Annotated in this window: 16 protein-coding genes; all 16 read left to right on the top strand. The window is 45.2% G+C overall.

Features of this window, described 5'->3' with window-relative positions:
* The first annotated feature begins 447 nt into the window (after positions 1 to 447).
* Positions 448 to 1,488 carry an N-acetyl-gamma-glutamyl-phosphate reductase gene (argC, locus tag PGR14_RS06225; protein ID WP_022220715.1) on the top strand — a complete coding sequence of 347 codons (1,041 nt, stop codon included), beginning with the start codon at positions 448 to 450 and terminating at the stop codon, positions 1,486 to 1,488.
* Positions 1,489 to 1,531: 43 nt separating this feature from the next.
* A complete protein-coding gene (locus PGR14_RS06230) occupies positions 1,532 to 1,981 on the top strand; it encodes a GNAT family N-acetyltransferase (RefSeq protein ID WP_044999341.1) in 450 nt (149 codons plus the stop codon).
* A gap of 15 nt (positions 1,982 to 1,996) precedes the next feature.
* Complete coding sequence (gene argJ / locus PGR14_RS06235) at positions 1,997 to 3,220, top strand: bifunctional glutamate N-acetyltransferase/amino-acid acetyltransferase ArgJ (RefSeq protein WP_270223155.1); 1,224 nt, start codon at positions 1,997 to 1,999, stop codon at positions 3,218 to 3,220.
* A gap of 12 nt (positions 3,221 to 3,232) precedes the next feature.
* Positions 3,233 to 4,120 carry an acetylglutamate kinase gene (argB, locus tag PGR14_RS06240; protein ID WP_008374684.1) on the top strand — a complete coding sequence of 296 codons (888 nt, stop codon included), beginning with the start codon at positions 3,233 to 3,235 and terminating at the stop codon, positions 4,118 to 4,120.
* Between the two features lie 29 nt (positions 4,121 to 4,149).
* Positions 4,150 to 5,331, top strand: coding sequence for an aspartate aminotransferase family protein (locus PGR14_RS06245; protein WP_215634004.1), 1,182 nt, complete (start codon positions 4,150 to 4,152; stop codon positions 5,329 to 5,331).
* Positions 5,332 to 5,409: 78 nt separating this feature from the next.
* A complete protein-coding gene (locus PGR14_RS06250; protein ID WP_055157555.1) occupies positions 5,410 to 5,841 on the top strand; it encodes a DMT family transporter in 432 nt (143 codons plus the stop codon).
* 81 nt (positions 5,842 to 5,922) lie between these two features.
* A complete protein-coding gene (locus PGR14_RS06255; RefSeq protein ID WP_270223156.1) occupies positions 5,923 to 6,585 on the top strand; it encodes a helix-hairpin-helix domain-containing protein in 663 nt (220 codons plus the stop codon).
* A 13-nt stretch (positions 6,586 to 6,598) separates the two neighbouring features.
* Positions 6,599 to 7,288 (top strand): response regulator transcription factor, encoded by a 690-nt coding sequence (locus PGR14_RS06260; protein ID WP_008374691.1) that lies wholly within the window; start codon positions 6,599 to 6,601, stop codon positions 7,286 to 7,288.
* Between the two features lie 88 nt (positions 7,289 to 7,376).
* Positions 7,377 to 8,714: a sensor histidine kinase gene (locus PGR14_RS06265; RefSeq protein WP_442872480.1), complete on the top strand. Its 1,338-nt coding sequence runs from the start codon at positions 7,377 to 7,379 to the stop codon at positions 8,712 to 8,714.
* Between the two features lie 5 nt (positions 8,715 to 8,719).
* A complete protein-coding gene (locus PGR14_RS06270) occupies positions 8,720 to 9,646 on the top strand; it encodes a GerMN domain-containing protein (protein WP_195479463.1) in 927 nt (308 codons plus the stop codon).
* Between the two features lie 4 nt (positions 9,647 to 9,650).
* Positions 9,651 to 11,885, top strand: a complete 2,235-nt coding sequence (locus tag PGR14_RS06275) for a DNA internalization-related competence protein ComEC/Rec2 (RefSeq protein WP_270223158.1) — start codon at positions 9,651 to 9,653, stop codon at positions 11,883 to 11,885.
* Positions 11,882 to 12,871, top strand: a complete 990-nt coding sequence (gene holA, locus PGR14_RS06280; RefSeq protein ID WP_175305892.1) for a DNA polymerase III subunit delta — start codon at positions 11,882 to 11,884, stop codon at positions 12,869 to 12,871. The genes PGR14_RS06275 and holA overlap by 4 nt, the downstream gene beginning before the upstream one ends.
* A gap of 38 nt (positions 12,872 to 12,909) precedes the next feature.
* Positions 12,910 to 14,721 (top strand): translation elongation factor 4, encoded by a 1,812-nt coding sequence (gene lepA, locus PGR14_RS06285; RefSeq protein ID WP_008374702.1) that lies wholly within the window; start codon positions 12,910 to 12,912, stop codon positions 14,719 to 14,721.
* Between the two features lie 208 nt (positions 14,722 to 14,929).
* Positions 14,930 to 16,111 carry a radical SAM family heme chaperone HemW gene (gene hemW / locus PGR14_RS06290; protein ID WP_195368161.1) on the top strand — a complete coding sequence of 394 codons (1,182 nt, stop codon included), beginning with the start codon at positions 14,930 to 14,932 and terminating at the stop codon, positions 16,109 to 16,111.
* A 114-nt stretch (positions 16,112 to 16,225) separates the two neighbouring features.
* Complete coding sequence (gene cysK, locus PGR14_RS06295; RefSeq protein WP_195230648.1) at positions 16,226 to 17,158, top strand: cysteine synthase A; 933 nt, start codon at positions 16,226 to 16,228, stop codon at positions 17,156 to 17,158.
* Positions 17,159 to 17,161: 3 nt separating this feature from the next.
* Complete coding sequence (locus PGR14_RS06300) at positions 17,162 to 17,608, top strand: RrF2 family transcriptional regulator (protein WP_008374709.1); 447 nt, start codon at positions 17,162 to 17,164, stop codon at positions 17,606 to 17,608.
* Positions 17,609 to 17,678 lie beyond the last annotated feature (70 nt).

The raw sequence follows: 17,678 nt of genomic DNA on the forward strand, positions 1-17,678 counted from the left end.
AAAAATAAGAAATTATACATAAAAATGTACAGAAACATGCATAAAAATCAAAAAACCACTTGCTTTTCCAAATAAAACCATGTATACTAAACCAATCGGAAAATGTTCCCATTCGTCAGTGCACAGTTCCTGCGCGAAATATCTTTGCTAAGCAACCCCTCGAAAACGCCGGCACTTGGCAAGGCGAGCGTAAGCAAAGCCGAGCCTAGTACCGCTGCGTTTGAGACGCGCCGAAGAAATATCCACTGGATATTTCTTTAGGCAGGCATGGCAAGCGCAAGCGCGGTTGCGTGCAAACATATTTCGCGCAGGAGCGTCCCCGCATCAATCAAAAAAACATTCCTCCAATTCCCGCGAACCCCTTTACAATAGGGATTAATGGGTTTATAGTATTTATGATTATGCCTATCTATACACAAATACGGCATTTACGAAAGGATGGTTTACATGATTAAAGCAGGAATCATCGGTTCTACCGGTTACGCCGGAGGAGAACTGGTTCGCATTTTAACAGGACATAAAGACGTAGAAATTAAATGGTTTGGCTCAAGAAGCTATATCGATAAGAAATATGCAGATGTATACCGCAATATGTTTCAGATCGTAGATGCGGTATGTTTAGATGATAATATGGAACAACTTGCAGATCAGGTAGATGTGATTTTCACAGCAACTCCACAGGGACTGTGCGCATCATTAGTTAATGAAGAAATTTTATCAAAGGTTAAGATCATCGACCTGAGCGCAGATTTCCGTATCAAAGATGTCAAAACTTACGAAAAATGGTACGGTATTGAGCACAAGAGCCCGCAGTTTATCGAAGAAGCAGTTTACGGACTGTGTGAAGTGAACAGAGAAGATATCAAAGGCGCAAGACTGATCGCCAATCCTGGATGCTATACAACATGCTCCATCCTGACTGCTTATCCGCTGGCAAAAGAAGGACTGATCGATATGGATACGCTGATCATTGATGCCAAGTCCGGAACATCCGGAGCAGGAAGAGGGGCAAAGGTTCCGAACCTGTACTGTGAAGTCAATGAGAATATGAAAGCATACGGTGTGGCAACACACAGACACACACCGGAGATCGAGGAACAGCTTGGATATGCGAGCGGCAAAGAGGTTGTGATCAACTTTACACCGCATCTGGTTCCGATGAACAGAGGAATCCTGGCAACAGAGTACGCGAAGCTTACAAAGGATGTTACCTGGGAAGAAGTAAAAGCAGTTTACGATAAATATTATGCAAATGAAAAATTTGTCCGCGTTCTGGAGAAAGATGTTTACCCGGAAACAAAATGGGTAGAAGGAAGCAATTATGTCGATATCGGATTTAAGATCGATCCGAGAACAAACCGTATCATTATGATGGGTGCGATCGACAACCTGGTAAAAGGTGCAGCAGGACAGGCTGTACAGAACATGAACCTGATCTTTGGACTTCCGGAAAGTGAAGGTCTTGATCTGGTTCCGATGTTCCCGTAGAACACGGCAGAAAAAGAAAAGGAATGGAAAATATATGACAACAATTATTCGTGCGATGACAGTAGAAGATTATGACCAGCTTCATGCACTTTGGATGCGGATCAAAGGATTTGGAATCCGGAGCATAGATGATTCAAAAGAAGGCGTGGAACGATTCCTGAAAAGGAATCCGACAACCAGTGTGATCGCCGAAATAGACGGAAAAGTAGTAGGAGGAATCCTCTGCGGACACGACGGAAGAACCGGATGTTTTTATCATGTATGTGTAGATCCGGCGTACCGCTGTCATGGGATCGGAAAGAGCATGGTTGCCTATGCAATGTCAGCTCTGAAAGAGGAACATATCAACAAGATCACACTGATCGCATTTACCAAGAATGATATCGGCAATACGTTCTGGAATACGATCGGATGGACCAAGAGACCGGATGTCAACTACTATGAGTTTGTTTTAAATGAGGAAAATATTACAGCATTTATCGAAGAGGGCTAAAGGAGGCTATATACGATGAAGATTATCGAAGGCGGTGTGACCGCAGCAAAAGGATTTGAGGCAGCATCAACAGCAGCAAAGATCAAATATCAGGACAGAACCGACATGGCAATGATCTACAGCCAGGTTCCATGTGAATGTGCAGGAACATTTACTACAAACGTTGTAAAGGCAGCGTGCGTAAAATGGGATCAGCAGGTTGTAAAGAGTGGTGCGAAAGCACAGGCTGTGATCGTCAATTCCGGAATTGCCAATGCATGTACCGGTGCGGAAGGATTTGGCTACTGCAAGGACACAGCAGATGTGGCAGCAGAAGCTCTTGGAATTAATGCAGACGGTGTATTGATTGGATCGACCGGTGTCATCGGAAAGCAGCTTCCAATTGATCGCATCGTGGCAGGGGTAAAGGCTCTTGCTGAAAAGAAAAATGATACACTGGCAAACGGAACTGAGGCAGCAAAAGCAATCATGACGACTGATACCTGTGAAAAACAGATCGCAGTAGAGATCGAGGTTGCCGGAAAGACCGTTACCATCGGTGGTATGGCAAAAGGATCTGGTATGATCCATCCGAATATGTGCACCATGCTCAGCTTTATCACAACAGATGCAGCAATCACAAAAGAGGCACTTCAGAAAGCCCTCAGTGATGATGTCAATGATACATACAATATGATTTCCGTAGACGGAGATACTTCTACAAATGATTCTGTAGTTCTTCTTGCAAACGGAATGGCTGAAAATGAAGTGATCACGGTAGACAGTGAAAGCTATAAGACCTTTGCGGAAGCATTGCATGAGATCAACGAATACCTTGCAAAGAAGATCGCAGGGGACGGAGAAGGAGCAACTGCTTTATTTGAAGTAACTGTAGTTGGCGCAGATACAAAAGAGACTGCAAAGACACTTGCAAAATCAATCGTATGCTCAAATCTTACCAAGACAGCAATTGCAGGACATGATGCAAACTGGGGAAGAATCCTCTGTGCAATGGGATATTCCGGAGCACAGTTTGACCCGGAAAAGGTGGATCTGTTCTTCGAGAGCAAGGCAGGAAAGATCCAGATCATCGAAAATGGTACAGCGGTAGATTACAGTGAAGAAAAAGCAACGGAGATCCTCTCACAGGAAGAAGTAAAAGCAGTTGCTGATGTGAAGATGGGAAGCGAAAGTGCAACCGCATGGGGATGTGACCTGACTCACGGATATATTGACATCAATGCAGATTACAGAAGCTAGGAGGTAAGCAAAATGGATCAGGATATGCAGCAGTATCTGGACAAAGCAGAAGTTCTGATTGAGGCGCTTACTTATATTCAGCGTTTCAACCGTAAGATCATCGTTGTAAAATACGGTGGAAGTGCAATGCTGGACGAAGAACTCCAGAAAAATGTCATCAAGGATGTTACATTCTTGAAATTGGTTGGATTCAAACCGATCATCGTTCACGGCGGTGGAAAAGAGATCAGTAAATGGGTAAGTAAAGCTGGAATGGAGCCGAAATTCATCGACGGACTTCGTGTGACGGACGCAGAGACCATGGAAATTGCAGAGATGGTACTGAACAAGGTTAATAAAAATCTGGTTCGTATGGTCGAAGAACTTGGTGTCCGTGCTATCGGTGTCAGTGGAAAAGACGGCGGACTTTTAAGAGTTGATAAAAAGCTTTCCATGACAGGACAGGACGTTGGATTTGTAGGAGATATCAAGAAGGTCAATGCAGAGGTTCTTCTGGATCTTCTGGATAAAGATTTTCTCCCGATCGTATGCCCGGTTGGAATCGATGATGATTACAACACTTATAATATCAATGCGGATGATGCAGCTTATTCGATCGCAAAAGCGGTTCATGCTGAGAAGCTTGCGTTCCTCTCTGATATTGAAGGGGTATACAGAGACTACGAGGATAAATCTTCTCTGATCACAGCTCTTACTGTAGATCAGGCGAATGAACTGATCGAAAGCGGAGCAATTTCCGGAGGAATGATCCCGAAACTGCAGAACTGTGTAGGAGCGATTGAAAACGGAGTGTCCAGAGTCCATATTCTGGATGGAAGAATTCCGCACTGCCTGCTTCTTGAGATTTTCACGAAGAAAGGTATCGGAACTGCAATTTTAAGAAACGGTGAAGAAGATTAAGGGGAAGGCAAAGAAAGAAGGTAATTCTTATGACAAATCAGTATATGCAGGAAGAGGACGACGCGATTTTAAAAACTTATAACCGTTATCCGGTTGTATTGGACCATGGAGACGGCGCATATCTCTATGATCCGGAAGGAAAGAAATATCTGGATTTCTCAGCAGGATATGCGGTATCTTCTCTGGGATATAACAACAAGGAATTTAATGATGCATTAAAGGCTCAGATTGACAAGATGATCCATACATCAAACCTGTATTATAATACAACCTGCGGTAAAGCAGGAGAAGATCTGAAAAAGATCACCGGTATGTACAAGGTATTCTTCACAAACAGTGGTGGAGAAGCAATCGAAGGTGCGATCAAAACTGCAAGAAAATATGCGTACACAAAAAAAACCGGACGTTATGAATTTATTGCAATGGAGAATTCATTCCACGGCAGAAGTATGGGTGCAGTAGCACTTACCGGACACAAAGAATACAGAGAGCCATTTGAACCGGTTATGCCTGGTGTACATTTTGCAATCTACAATGATCTTGACAGTGTAAAAGCACTGGTAAATGATAAGACCTGCGCAATCATTCTGGAAACAATCCAGGGCGAAGGCGGAATCAACGCAGCGACAAAAGAATTTATGCAGGGAATTCGTAAGATCTGTGATGAGAACGGAATCCTGATGATCTGCGATGAAGTACAGTGTGGTATGGGACGAAGTGGTGCATGGTTTGCATGGCAGCAGATGGGAATCACACCGGATATCATGACAATGGCGAAAGCAATCGGAAGCGGTGTTCCGGTCGGCGCATTTGCGATGACAAAAGAAGTTGCAGATAATTCGCTGGTACCGGGGGATCACGGAACTACATATGGTGGAAACCCACTTTGCTGTGCAGCGGTCAGCAAGACTATTGAGATCTTTGAAAAAGAGCATATGCTCGATCATGTCAATGAAATCGCACCATATCTGACACAGAAACTGCAGGAAATCGTGGATACCTGCGATGCAGCCGTTAAAGTAAAGGGAAGAGGATTGATCCAGGGACTTCAGGTCACCAAGCCGCTGGGTGAAGTGACAGCCAAAGCGTTGGAAGAAGGACTTCTGATCATCGGAGCTGGAACAGATGTGATCCGAATGATCCCACCGCTTGTTATCGGTAAAGAACAGGTAGATGAGATGGCAGAGATCCTGAAAAAAGCACTTGCATAAAGTCGGTGCCTGATAAAAATAAGAGAATAAAAGAGCCGGTCATCGGATATACTTTCAGAAGAAAAGGAGGTATGAAAGATGACCGGATTTTTTATTGCCCTGCTGTCGGGAGCGCTGATGAGTGTGCAGGGGGTATTTAACACACAGGTAACAAAGACGACAGGAATGTGGGTGAGCAATGCCTGGGTGCAGCTTAGTGCATTTGCCATCTGCCTGGTAATGTGGCTGATCATGGGAAGGGACAGTATTGCCACGATAGGAGAGGTGCAGCCTAAATATATGCTGCTTGGCGGTGTGATCGGAGCAGGGATCACCTGGACCGTGATCAAAAGTATGGCGCAGCTCGGGCCTGCAAAGGCGGCACTTCTGATCGTTATGTCTCAGCTTAGTGTGGCGTATCTGATTGAACTGGTGGGATTATTTGGTGTGGAAAAAGAGCCATTTTCCTGGAGAAAAGTGATCGGTATGGGGATCGCTCTGATCGGCACGACAATTTTTCAGTGGAAATAGGTTGTCTTTTGGAAAAAAATTCGTTACAATAATCATGTCTTGGAAGTACGAGGGGACATGCTCTGCGGAAAAGGAGTATGTATGCGGAAAAGAAGACGGATTTTATATCAAATATGTGGAATTTTCCTTGGAATCAGCTGTATGCTGTCAGCATGCCATGAAAAAGAAGAGACCTTTACCAGTGTGGCTGTTGCAGAAGCGGATGCCGGGGATAAGAAAAACGAGGCAGAATCAAAGGCTGCCGAAGAAAAGCCGGATAAGGCAAAAGCAGATCCGGGTGGTGAAGAAAAAGAAGGTTCGATCTGGGTGTATGTATGTGGCGAGGTGGCATCACCCGGTGTATATGAACTGCAGGAAGGAGACCGCATCACGCATGCCATAGAAGCAGCGGGAGGTCTGACGGAGGCAGCAGGACAGGTTTATCTGAATCAGGCAGCACATCTGACAGATGGACAAAGGATTTATGTGCCATCCAGAGAAGAAGAACAGACTTTGAAAGAAGAAGGTTCACCATCGGATATGGCAGATGCCGGGATGGGAAAAGACACAGGAATAATAAACCTGAACACCGCGACAAAGGCTGAACTTTTAAGCTTAAGCGGGATTGGCGAGTCCCGCGCGGAAGCAATTATTGCTTATAGAGAGACAAACGGTGGATTCAGGAAGATAGAGGATCTGAAGAAAGTGGACGGGATCAAGGAAGGAATCTTTCAGAAGATCCGGGAGCAGATAACGGTAGAGTAGAGGAGTGCGCAAGATGGGCAGAAAAGTATTGGTAGTAGATGATGAAAAGCTGATCGTGAAAGGACTGAGATTCAGTCTGGAACAGGATGATATGGAAGTTGACTGCGCATACGACGGTGAGGAAGCACTTGAGATGGTAAAAAGAAAAGAGTATGATATGATTCTTCTGGATGTCATGCTTCCAAAATACGATGGATTTGAAGTATGCAGACAGATCCGTGATTTTTCAGATGTACCGGTCATCATGCTCACTGCGAAGGGCGAGGATATGGACAAGATCCTCGGGTTGGAATATGGCGCAGATGATTACATCACAAAGCCGTTCAACATTCTTGAGGTTAAGGCCAGAATGAAGGCAATCATGCGCAGGGTCGCTAAAAAAGACGGGATGAGCGCGAGCGGTAAAGTTGTGGTAAAGGGAGATCTGAAGATCGACTGTGAAAGCCGGAGAGTTTTTTCCGGGGACAGGGAACTGAATCTTACCGCAAAAGAATTTGATCTTCTGGAGCTTCTTGCAATGAATCCGAACAAGGTTTACAGCAGGGAAAGTCTTTTGAATATTGTCTGGGGATATGAGTATCCGGGAGATGCAAGAACGGTAGATGTACATATCAGACGACTGCGCGAGAAGATTGAAGTAAATCCAAGTGATCCGAAATACGTTTACACAAAGTGGGGAGTTGGCTATTATTTCAGGGGTTAAATTTTTTGTACCAAAATTCATAAAAAGTCTGCAAGTGCGGGTAACGGTGATCCTGAGCGTATTTGTCATATTATCCAGTGTGATCCTGATGAATGCGATTCTGCAAAGCTATGATCAGAGAACCGTATCCGTGCGCACAGCAGAGATTCAAAACCAGTGTACGATTCTGAGTAATCAGCTGGTCAATTCTGATTATCTGAAAACGGGAGTTTCTGATGTGATCGATACAGAACTATCACAGTTATCCAATATTTACAATGGAAGAGTGCTTGTTATTGATGATGAATTCCGGATTGTGGAAGATACCTATGATCTGGAGGAGGGAAAGACGATCATTTCCGAGGATGTAGTCAAATGCTTCCGCGGCGAGAAGCCGGCAAGTTATGACAGAAAGAGCCGGTACATTGAAGTGGCAGTCCCGGTCAAAAAAGGGGAAGAGCCGGTAAAAGGAATGATTCTGGTTAGTGTTTCTACAGACAGTCTGCGTGACAATGTAGAGGCATTGCAGACAAAGGCAAGAATTGCAACGGTTGCAATCAGTATTATCGGGATCTTTTTATCAGCAGTCATCGGTATGCTGCTTGTAAGGCCGCTGAAAAGGATGTCTCAATCGATCGAGGAGATGGCAGGAGGCTATGGAGATAATTATCTCCATGAAAATGCTTACGATGAAACGGAACGGATTTCCAATGCATTTAATAAGCTGTGGGACCGCTATAAAGTACTGGATGCATCGAGAGAAGAGTTCGTGGCAAATGTATCCCATGAGTTGAAGACACCGTTGACCTCTATGAAGGTGCTGGCGGATTCACTGCTGATGCAGCCGGATGCACCGACGGAGCTTTACCGGGAATTTATGGGTGATTTGTCCGAAGAAATCGAGCGGGAGAATAAGATCATCAATGACCTTCTGGATCTTGTAAAACTGGATAAGAAGGGTGCAAACTTAAATATTAAGAGTCAGGATGTTAATGAACTGGTAGAACGGATTCTCAAAAGATTACAGCCACTTGCGGCAAAAAGTAATATTGAACTGGTATTTGAGAGTTTTCGTCCGGTGACAGCGGAGATTGATGAGGTAAAGATTGCACTTGTGATCACGAATCTGGTGGAAAATGCGATCAAGTACAATAAAGAGAACGGATGGGTACACGTGTCGTTAAATGCGGATCATAAGTATTTTTATCTGAAGGTTGCGGATTCTGGAATCGGGATTCCGAAAGAAGATACGGATCATATATTCGAGCGATTTTTCCGTGTGGACAAATCCCATTCTCGTGAGATCGGCGGAACCGGTCTTGGGCTTTCGATTGCAAGAAATGCGGTTGTCATGCACCGCGGTGCGATCAAGGTCTACAGTGAACCGGGAGAGGGAACGACATTTACAGTCCGGATCCCGCTTACTTATATCAAGAGGGAAGGATGAGAAGAATGAAAAAAATTTACCAGATCATAAGCATTCTTCTTGCGGTGTGTCTTCTTACAGGCATTGTGGGATGCAGTAAAAAGGAACAGAAAGCAGATGCAAAATACACGATTTACCAGATTAACCAGAGCGGAACGGCGTTGGTTCCGAAGGACTACGATGGAACAGGAAAGTCGGTGGACGAAGAAGTAAAAGGAATGCTGTCTGCGCTGCAGAAGTGTGATGACGAGGTGAAGGCACAGGCGGCATTGCCGAAAAAGGTAAAACTGGAGAGATACACTCTGGAGGATGAAAAGCTGATCCTGTACTATAATGCGGCTTACGGAAAGATGGATACGGTAAGAGAGGTTCTGTGCAGGGCAGCGCTTGTCCGTTCACTGACGCAGATCGATGGAGTGGATCTGGTGATGATCTGTGTAGATGGAACGCCACTTACGGATAAAAAAGGGAATACTTATGGATACCAGCAGGCAGAAGATTTTGTACAGAACACAGGCTCTTCTATTAACTCTTTCCAGGAGATGAAGCTTACGCTGTATTATGCAGGTTCATCTGGAGAAAAGCTGCAAAAGGAAGAGGATACGGTGCGGTATAACAGCAATGAGTCGAAGGAACGGGTTGTAGTGGAACAGCTGATGCGAGGACCATCCAATAACAGACTGCTTGCTACCATACCAAAAGGAACAAAGCTGCTGGGTGTGTCGATCAAAGATCATATCTGCTATCTGAATTTTGATGAAGGACTTCGGAACATTGCTCCGGGAGTCAGTCCGGAGACGGTGATCTATTCCATCGTAAATTCAGTGATCGATGGTGGAAATGTCTCTGAAGTACAGATTTCAATCAACGGAGACAGCAGTATTGTATATCAGGAGAGTATAAAGCTGGATGAACCTCTGAGCAGAAACCAGGAAATGATAAAGGAGGATTGATCGGTTGATCAAGCGAAGACTTGGTTTTGCCGGAATACTTCTGGCAGGACTGATTCTGGTACTGTATCTGACAGGGGGAGGAAAGATTTTTGGAAGACTCGGTGTGTCAAGGTGTGAGAAGCTCTGGAAAGAGTCGGAAGAAGTGATGGTGGAAGGAGAGGTTTATCAGAAAACCAGAAAAGAAGAAAAACTGATCCTGTATCTGAAAAAAATACAGATCAGAGAAATGGGGAATGGAAAAGCAGTCGCTGACGAGAGGCTGCTTGTCTATCTGGATGAAAAGGGAAATGGTCCGGAAATCGGACAGCGGATCCTGGTTAAAGGCAATGTGGGATTTTTTGATCCGGCGGCCAATCCGGGCAATTTTGACCAGAAAAATTATTATAAGCAGCAGAATATCCAGGCAGTCTTATGGAAAGGGAAGGTTCTGGAAAAACAGGTGAAAAAGACTTTCTTCCGGGAAAAGCTGTGGCAGTTTAGGAACCGGACCGCAGATGAGATCTGCAGAGAGATGGGAAAGCATCGAGGGGGTATTTTGTGTGCGGTTCTTCTGGGAGATTCTTTTTATACAGAAGAGAAAGTGAAAGAACTTTACCGGGTGGCAGGGATCGGGCATCTGCTTGCCATATCCGGTCTGCATATTTCTTTTTTTGGCAACGGACTTTACCGGGGGCTTAGGAAAACCGGATTTTCTATTTTACAGGCCGGTGTAGTGGGAAGTCTGCTTCTTGGGAGCTATGTGGTGATGACCGGAATGAGTGTTTCGGCACTGCGGGCGTTTACCATGTTTCTGATCCGGATGGGAGCAGAGCTGACAGGAAGGGAATACGATGGATTGACGGCACTTGGGATTGCGGAAATTGGTCTGCTTCTGACAAATCCGTTGCGGCTTTTTACGGCAGGGTTCCAGCTTTCTTTTGCTGCGGTTCTCGGTATCTATCTGATTGGTTCGGAAAATAAAAAAGGCAGATTTTCAGACAGTGTCCGGATGGCGGTGAGGCTCTGGTTTTTTCTGCTGCCAGTTACATTGTGGCACTATTATGAAACCTGCCTGTATGCGCCAGCCTGGAATCTTCTGGTAATTCCGATGGCATCCGTGCTTCTGCTTTGCGGGAGTGCAGGGATGGCAGTCATGCTGATTCCGTGTGGGGCAGGAGATATAATGCAGAGTGCACTTTGGAAAATAACAGAGTGGATTTTGCTTTTTTATGAAAAAGGGAGCGGTCTGCTCCTGGAACTTCCGGGGGCAAGGTGGATTCCGGGAAGACCACGGCTCTGGCAGATTGCCTGTTATTATGGGGTTCTTCTATTTTATTTGTGGAGAAAAAGGAAGGAAAAGAAAGAGGGCAGACAAACCGGGAAACAGGTGGTAAGACAGCTCGCGACAGCTGGGATCCTGCTCATCCTGCTCGGGATCCCAAAGTGGAAACGAGGGCAGATGGAGCTGACTATGCTGGATGTGGGACAGGGCGACTGTTTTTTCTTTCGGGACGGAAACGGAAAAAATTACCTGATCGACGGCGGAAGCAGTTCGGTAGATGCAGCAGGAAGATACCGGTTGGAACCATTTTTAAAATTCCGGGGCGTGAAGAGGCTGGATTATGTGTGGGTGACGCATGGGGATGTGGATCACTTAAATGCAGTGGAAGAACTTCTGGAACGGAGAAAGTATGGAGTAGAAATCCAGTATCTGATTTTTCCGGAACAGAAATATTGGGATGAAAGGCTTATTAAATTATGTAATCTGGCAGAAGAGGCAGGAACGAAGGTACGGGTAATGGAGATGGATACTATTTTTCTGTCTGGAAAATTGAAGATGCGTTGTCTCTGGCCTGGAGAAGGTGAGCCATCTGAAAATGGAAATGAAAATTCTCTGGTACTTCACCTGCAATATGGAAAAATTACCATGCTTTTTACCGGAGATCTGGAAAATACCGGAGAAGAGCTGTTGGCAGAGAGAATAAAGAATCTCCGGAAAAAAGGAGAACTTCCGGCGTGTTATGATCTGCTGAAAGTCGGACACCACGGATCAAGAAATGCGACCGGCGAAGAGCTTCTGGAAGTGATCCGACCACGGGCAGCATTCTGTTCATCCGGAAAAGAAAACCGTTATGGACATCCGCATGCGGAAACACTGGAAAGACTTGCAAAATGGGGCGTAAGCCTATATAATACGAAAGACAGAGGTGCTGTCAGTATGTATACAGATGGAAGGGAATATGGTATCCAAAGTCCATGAAAAGTTTGAATGAAGATTTAAAGACAGGACAGTTTAAGCAGATTTATCTTCTGTACGGCGAAGAAGCTTATCTGAAAAAATTATATAAAAACCGTTTCGTCAAAGCGATGGTTCCGGAAGGTGACACGATGAATTATCGTTATTTTGAGGGAAAGAACACGAACCCGAAGGAGATTATCGACCTTGCCGAGACCTTACCTTTTTTTGCAGAGCGCAGGCTGATCGTTCTGGAAAATACCGGTTTTCTGAAAAATGCGACACCGGAGCTGGCAGAATATCTGAAGAACATGCCGGAGACCACTTATATGATCTTTGTGGAATCAGAGCTGGATAAGAGAGGAAAGCTCTACAAAGTGATCAAGGAGAAAGGTCATATTGTAGAACTGAAGCGGCAGGATGAAAAGACACTGATCCGCTGGATCCTTGGGATGGCGAAAAAGGAGAAGCTTCAGATGTCGGAGGCAGCAGTGCGCTATCTGCTTGCAAAGACTGGTAATGACATGGAGAATCTCGGGCAGGAGCTGGAAAAATTATTCTGTTACTGCATGAACCACACGGAGATTACGGCAGCAGATATTGATGAAATCTGTACTACGCAGATCGGAAACCATATTTTTGATATGGTAGATGCGGTTGCAGCAAAAGAGCAGAAAAAAGCGCTGGATTACTATTATGATCTTCTGACACTGAAGGAACCGCCGATGCGGATCCTCTACCTGCTGACCAGACAGTTCCGTATCCTGATGGAGGTAAAAGAGATGGATCGTACTGGGGTTCCGCCAAAAGAGATTGCCGCCAAGGTGGGAATCATGCCATTCCTGGTAGGAAAGTACCGGGCACAGGCGAAGGCATTTACCAGGAAAGAGCTGCGTGGGATCGTAGAAGCCGGTGTACAGACGGAAGAAGATGTAAAAACCGGAAAGATGGGAGATATCCTCTCGGTGGAACTCTTTCTGGTGCAGTACAGTAGTAAACGGGAAAAGTAATCAGATATAGATAAGAAGAAAAAGGAGAGACTGAAAATATGCATATGGATCAGAAAAAGATTCGGAATTTTTGTATTATTGCACATATTGACCATGGAAAATCCACACTGGCGGACCGTATTATCGAACAGACAGGTCTTCTGACCAGCAGAGAGATGCAGGCCCAGGTGCTGGATAACATGGATCTGGAAAGAGAACGTGGTATCACAATCAAATCACAGGCAGTCCGCACGGTTTATAAGGCAAAGGATGGGGAGGAATATATCTTTAATCTGATCGATACTCCGGGACACGTAGACTTTAACTATGAAGTGTCACGGAGTCTTGCAGCCTGTGATGGAGCGATCCTGGTCGTTGATGCGGCACAGGGCGTAGAAGCGCAGACACTGGCAAATGTATATCTGGCACTGGACCATGATCTGGATGTCATGCCGGTTATCAACAAGATCGATCTTCCAAGCGCAGAGCCGCAGCGTGTGATCGAAGAGATTGAAGATGTGATCGGAATTGAAGCGCAGGATGCACCACTGATCTCGGCAAAGACAGGGCTTAATGTAGATCAGGTTCTGGAACAGATCGTGACAAAGATCCCTTCTCCGACAGGAGATCCGGATGCACCGCTTCAGGCACTGATTTTCGATTCCCTCTATGATCCGTATAAAGGCGTTATCGTATTCTGCCGTATCAAAGAAGGATGTATCACGAAAGGAATGCCGATTCATATGATGGCGACAGGTGCAACTGCTGATGTTGTGGAGGTTGGATATTTTGGTGCCGGACAGTTTATCCCTTGTGATGAGCTTTCAGCAGGAATGGTTGGATATTTTACAGCCAGCCTGAAAAATGTAAAGGACACCCGTGTGGGTGATACCGTAACAGGTGCGGAAAATCCATGTTCTGAGCCTCTTCCGGGATATAAAAAGGTCAACCCGATGGTGTACTGCGGAATGTATCCGGCAGACAGCTCCAAATACCCGGATCTGAGAGATGCACTGGAAAAACTGCAACTCAACGATGCGGCACTTCAGTTTGAACCGGAGACCTCTCTTGCGCTGGGATTTGGTTTCCGCTGTGGTTTCCTTGGACTTTTGCATCTGGAGATCATTCAGGAGAGACTGGAAAGAGAATACAATCTGGATCTGGTGACAACTGCGCCGGGTGTTATCTACAAGGTGCACAAGACCAACGGAGAAGTGATCGACCTGACCAATCCGTCTAATCTTCCGGATCCGTCAGAAATTGATTTTATGGAAGAGCCGATGGTAAAAGCAGAGATTATGGTGACATCCGAATTTATCGGTGCGATCATGGATCTGTGTCAGGAAAGACGTGGCGAATATCAGGGAATGGAATACATCGAAGAGACCAGAGCGGTATTGAAATACCACTTGCCTCTGAATGAGATCATCTATGATTTCTTTGATGCGCTCAAATCCAGATCCCGCGGTTATGCGTCTTTTGATTATGAAATGCTCGGCTATGTCAAATCTGATCTGGTCAAGCTGGACATCCTGATCAACAAAGAAGAAGTGGATGCTCTTTCCTTTATTGTATTTGCGGGAAGTGCTTATGAGAGAGGAAGAAAGATGTGTGAGAAGCTCAAAGAAGAGATTCCGAGACAGCTTTTTGAAATTCCGATCCAGGCAGCTGTCGGAAGCAAGATCATTGCCCGTGAGACAGTAAGAGCCATGCGTAAGGACGTACTTGCCAAGTGCTACGGCGGTGATATCAGCCGTAAGAAGAAGCTTCTGGAAAAGCAGAAGGAAGGAAAGAAGCGTATGCGCCAGGTTGGAAATGTAGAAATTCCACAGAAGGCATTTATGAGTGTATTAAAACTGGACGACAAATAGACAGACAAAAGATAATCGGGCAGGCTGACTCCTACTCGATTCGTATACTTTGTACACTATCTCGCTTAACAGCTCGATGATGTACATTCGCCAAGTACAGATTCTTGTGCAAGCACAAATCTGTACTTGGCTCATCGTATACACAAAAAGGCAGGAGCGATTTCCGAGGAAAGGTTCCTGCCTTTTGCACAGAAAAGGAGAAAAGCAGATGCAGCCTTTAGAACTATATATTCATATTCCGTTTTGTGTGAAAAAGTGTGCATATTGTGATTTCCTTTCCGGTCCGGCCGGAGAAAAGGAAAAAGAGGAATATGTGAAAATGCTGGTCGACGAGATCAGAAACTGTCCGGATACAGTGCAGAATTACAGGGTGATTTCCGTTTTTTTCGGAGGCGGAACCCCATCTCTTCTTACCGGTGAGCAGATTGGGCGGCTGATGGATACGGTCAGGGAAATATTTACGTTGGATGAGGACGCAGAGATCACTATGGAAATGAATCCGGGAACGGTAACGGAAGAAAAACTGCGAAAGTACAGACAGGCAGGGGTGAACCGTCTGAGTATCGGTCTGCAGTCGGTCAATGATGAGGAACTTCGTCTGCTTGGAAGAATCCATACTTATGAAGAATTTCGGGAAGCATATCATCTGGCGAGAGCCAATGGCTTTTCAAATATCAATGTAGACCTGATCTCGGCAATTCCGGGGCAGACGGTGGAAAGCTGGAGGCGTACACTGGAGCGGGTAATGGCACTTTCCCCGGAGCATATTTCTGCATATAGTCTGATCTTGGAAGAGGGAACAACTTTCTATAAAAAATATGTAGAAGACGAGGCAAAAGAAGGACCAAAGCTTCCGGATGAGGATGCGGAGCGTCAGATGTACTGGGATACGGAAACGCTGATGGAGAAGAACGGATATCACCGTTACGAGATTTCCAATTATGCTAAGGAGGGATATGCCTGCCGGCACAACCTGGGATATTGGGAGAGAATTCCGTATCTGGGATTTGGAATTGGTGCGGCATCTCTGGTTCCCGGGGATCTGATTGGAAAATGCAGGAAGCTGGAAGGAAAAATGAGTCGCTACACGAACCCGGATCAGCTAAGGGAGTATGCACATTCCTACAGGAACAAATTTCAGGCAGAGCTTCTGACAGAAACTGAGGAGATGGAGGAATTTATGTTTCTTGGACTGCGGAAAATGAACGGAATCTCAAAAAAAGAATTTTCAGAGTATTTTGGGAAGAGTCTGGAGGATATTTACGGTGAACCGATCTGCAAACTGGAAAGCTTAAAGCTTCTTGAGCAAGATGATGACAGAGTATGGCTTACAAAACGGGGGATCGATGTCAGCAACAGTGTGTTTGTAGAGTTTCTGCTGGAAGAGTAAAATTTGGAAAATCAGAAAAATATAAAGTATACTTGACAAATAGGTTTTATAGGCATATAATGACATCATCGAGTTAAACCTATCAAAACAGTAGGAAAGAAAGGAGAACTTACGATGTCAAAAATTTATAATGGTGCTTTAGAGCTTGTTGGAAATACTCCTCTTGTAGAGGTGAAAAATATTGAAGAAGAATTAGGATTAGAGGCAAGAATCCTTGTGAAACTGGAATATTTTAACCCGGCCGGAAGTGTAAAAGACAGAATTGCCAAAGCAATGATCGAGGATGCTGAGGAAAAAGGATTATTAAAAGAAGGTTCTGTTATCATTGAGCCTACTTCGGGAAATACGGGAATCGGCCTTGCATCGATTGCAGCAGTCAAAGGATACCGTATCATTCTTACTATGCCGGAGACAATGAGTGTAGAAAGAAGAAACATCCTGAAAGCATACGGAGCAGAGATTGTTCTGACAGAAGGCGCAAAGGGAATGAAGGGTGCGATTGAAAAAGCAGAGGAACTTGCAAAAGAGATCCCGGGCAGCTATATTCCTGGACAGTTTGTTAATCCGGCTAATCCGGAAGTACACAGAAAGACAACCGGACCAGAGATCTGGAAGGATACAGACGGAGAAGTAGATCTGTTTATCGCAGGTGTTGGTACAGGTGGAACACTGACCGGTGTCGGCGAATATCTGAAATCCCAGAATCCGGATGTGAAGATCGTTGCATTGGAGCCTGCAAGCTCACCGGTACTTTCTACAGGAAAAGGTGGTCCTCACAAGATTCAGGGAATCGGAGCAGGATTTGTACCGGACGTACTCAACACAACTGTATATGATGAAATATTTACTGTAGAAAATGATGACGCTTTTGCAACAGGAAAGCTGCTTGCAAAGAAAGAAGGAATCCTGGTAGGAATTTCTTCGGGAGCCGCACTTTATGGAGCGATCGAACTTGCAAAACGTCCGGAAAACAAAGGAAAGACGATTGTGGCACTGCTTCCGGATACCGGAGACAGATATTACTCCACACCGCTCTTCACGGAGTAGAATATGAATTTTTCAAAGAAAAGCAGATACGGACTTCGGGCACTGATCGACCTGTCCGTATACTCGAAAGAATCCCATGTTGCACTTGCAGCAATTGCAGAGCGTAACAGTATTTCACCGCAGTATCTGGAACAGGTATTTGCGGCACTCAGAAAAGCCGGAATCATTAAAAGCGTGAAAGGACCGCAGGGGGGATACCTGTTGGCGAAGCCTGCCACAAAGATTTCGGTTGCGGAAATATTACGTGCGCTGGAAGGTGATTATCTCATCGAAGAAGAGGATGTAGAAGGCGCCGAGAACGGAAGAGCTGCGGCTCAGGCTGTACAGAGTGAAGTTATCGAACGTCTGAACAGAGGACTACAGGATATCCTTGAGAATCTGTTTCTCTCTGACCTCGAACAAAAATATCAGGAATACAGTGAATACAGTCAGGATATGTACTATATATAATAGAAGAAATGCACACCATCAGACCGGGAGGCTGAGGTGTGTATTTTTTGGTTTGACGGTCGGGTGGGGA

Source organism: Coprococcus sp. AF99-45 (assembly GCF_027663865.1).
In the GTDB taxonomy this organism is placed as follows: Bacteria; Bacillota; Clostridia; order Lachnospirales; family Lachnospiraceae; genus Allocoprococcus; species Allocoprococcus comes.

Coding starts and splice junctions, on each gene's coding strand:
- argB (WP_008374684.1), top strand. CDS start 3,233: ATGGATCAGGATATGCAGCAGTATCTGGACAAAGCAGAAGTTCTGATT.
- PGR14_RS06270 (WP_195479463.1), top strand. CDS start 8,720: ATGAAAAAAATTTACCAGATCATAAGCATTCTTCTTGCGGTGTGTCTT.
- cysK (WP_195230648.1), top strand. CDS start 16,226: ATGTCAAAAATTTATAATGGTGCTTTAGAGCTTGTTGGAAATACTCCT.
- argJ (WP_270223155.1), top strand. CDS start 1,997: ATGAAGATTATCGAAGGCGGTGTGACCGCAGCAAAAGGATTTGAGGCA.
- holA (WP_175305892.1), top strand. CDS start 11,882: ATGAAAAGTTTGAATGAAGATTTAAAGACAGGACAGTTTAAGCAGATT.
- PGR14_RS06265 (WP_442872480.1), top strand. CDS start 7,377: ATGAATGCGATTCTGCAAAGCTATGATCAGAGAACCGTATCCGTGCGC.
- PGR14_RS06245 (WP_215634004.1), top strand. CDS start 4,150: ATGACAAATCAGTATATGCAGGAAGAGGACGACGCGATTTTAAAAACT.
- PGR14_RS06260 (WP_008374691.1), top strand. CDS start 6,599: ATGGGCAGAAAAGTATTGGTAGTAGATGATGAAAAGCTGATCGTGAAA.
- PGR14_RS06255 (WP_270223156.1), top strand. CDS start 5,923: ATGCGGAAAAGAAGACGGATTTTATATCAAATATGTGGAATTTTCCTT.
- lepA (WP_008374702.1), top strand. CDS start 12,910: ATGCATATGGATCAGAAAAAGATTCGGAATTTTTGTATTATTGCACAT.
- PGR14_RS06300 (WP_008374709.1), top strand. CDS start 17,162: ATGAATTTTTCAAAGAAAAGCAGATACGGACTTCGGGCACTGATCGAC.
- PGR14_RS06250 (WP_055157555.1), top strand. CDS start 5,410: ATGACCGGATTTTTTATTGCCCTGCTGTCGGGAGCGCTGATGAGTGTG.
- argC (WP_022220715.1), top strand. CDS start 448: ATGATTAAAGCAGGAATCATCGGTTCTACCGGTTACGCCGGAGGAGAA.
- hemW (WP_195368161.1), top strand. CDS start 14,930: ATGCAGCCTTTAGAACTATATATTCATATTCCGTTTTGTGTGAAAAAG.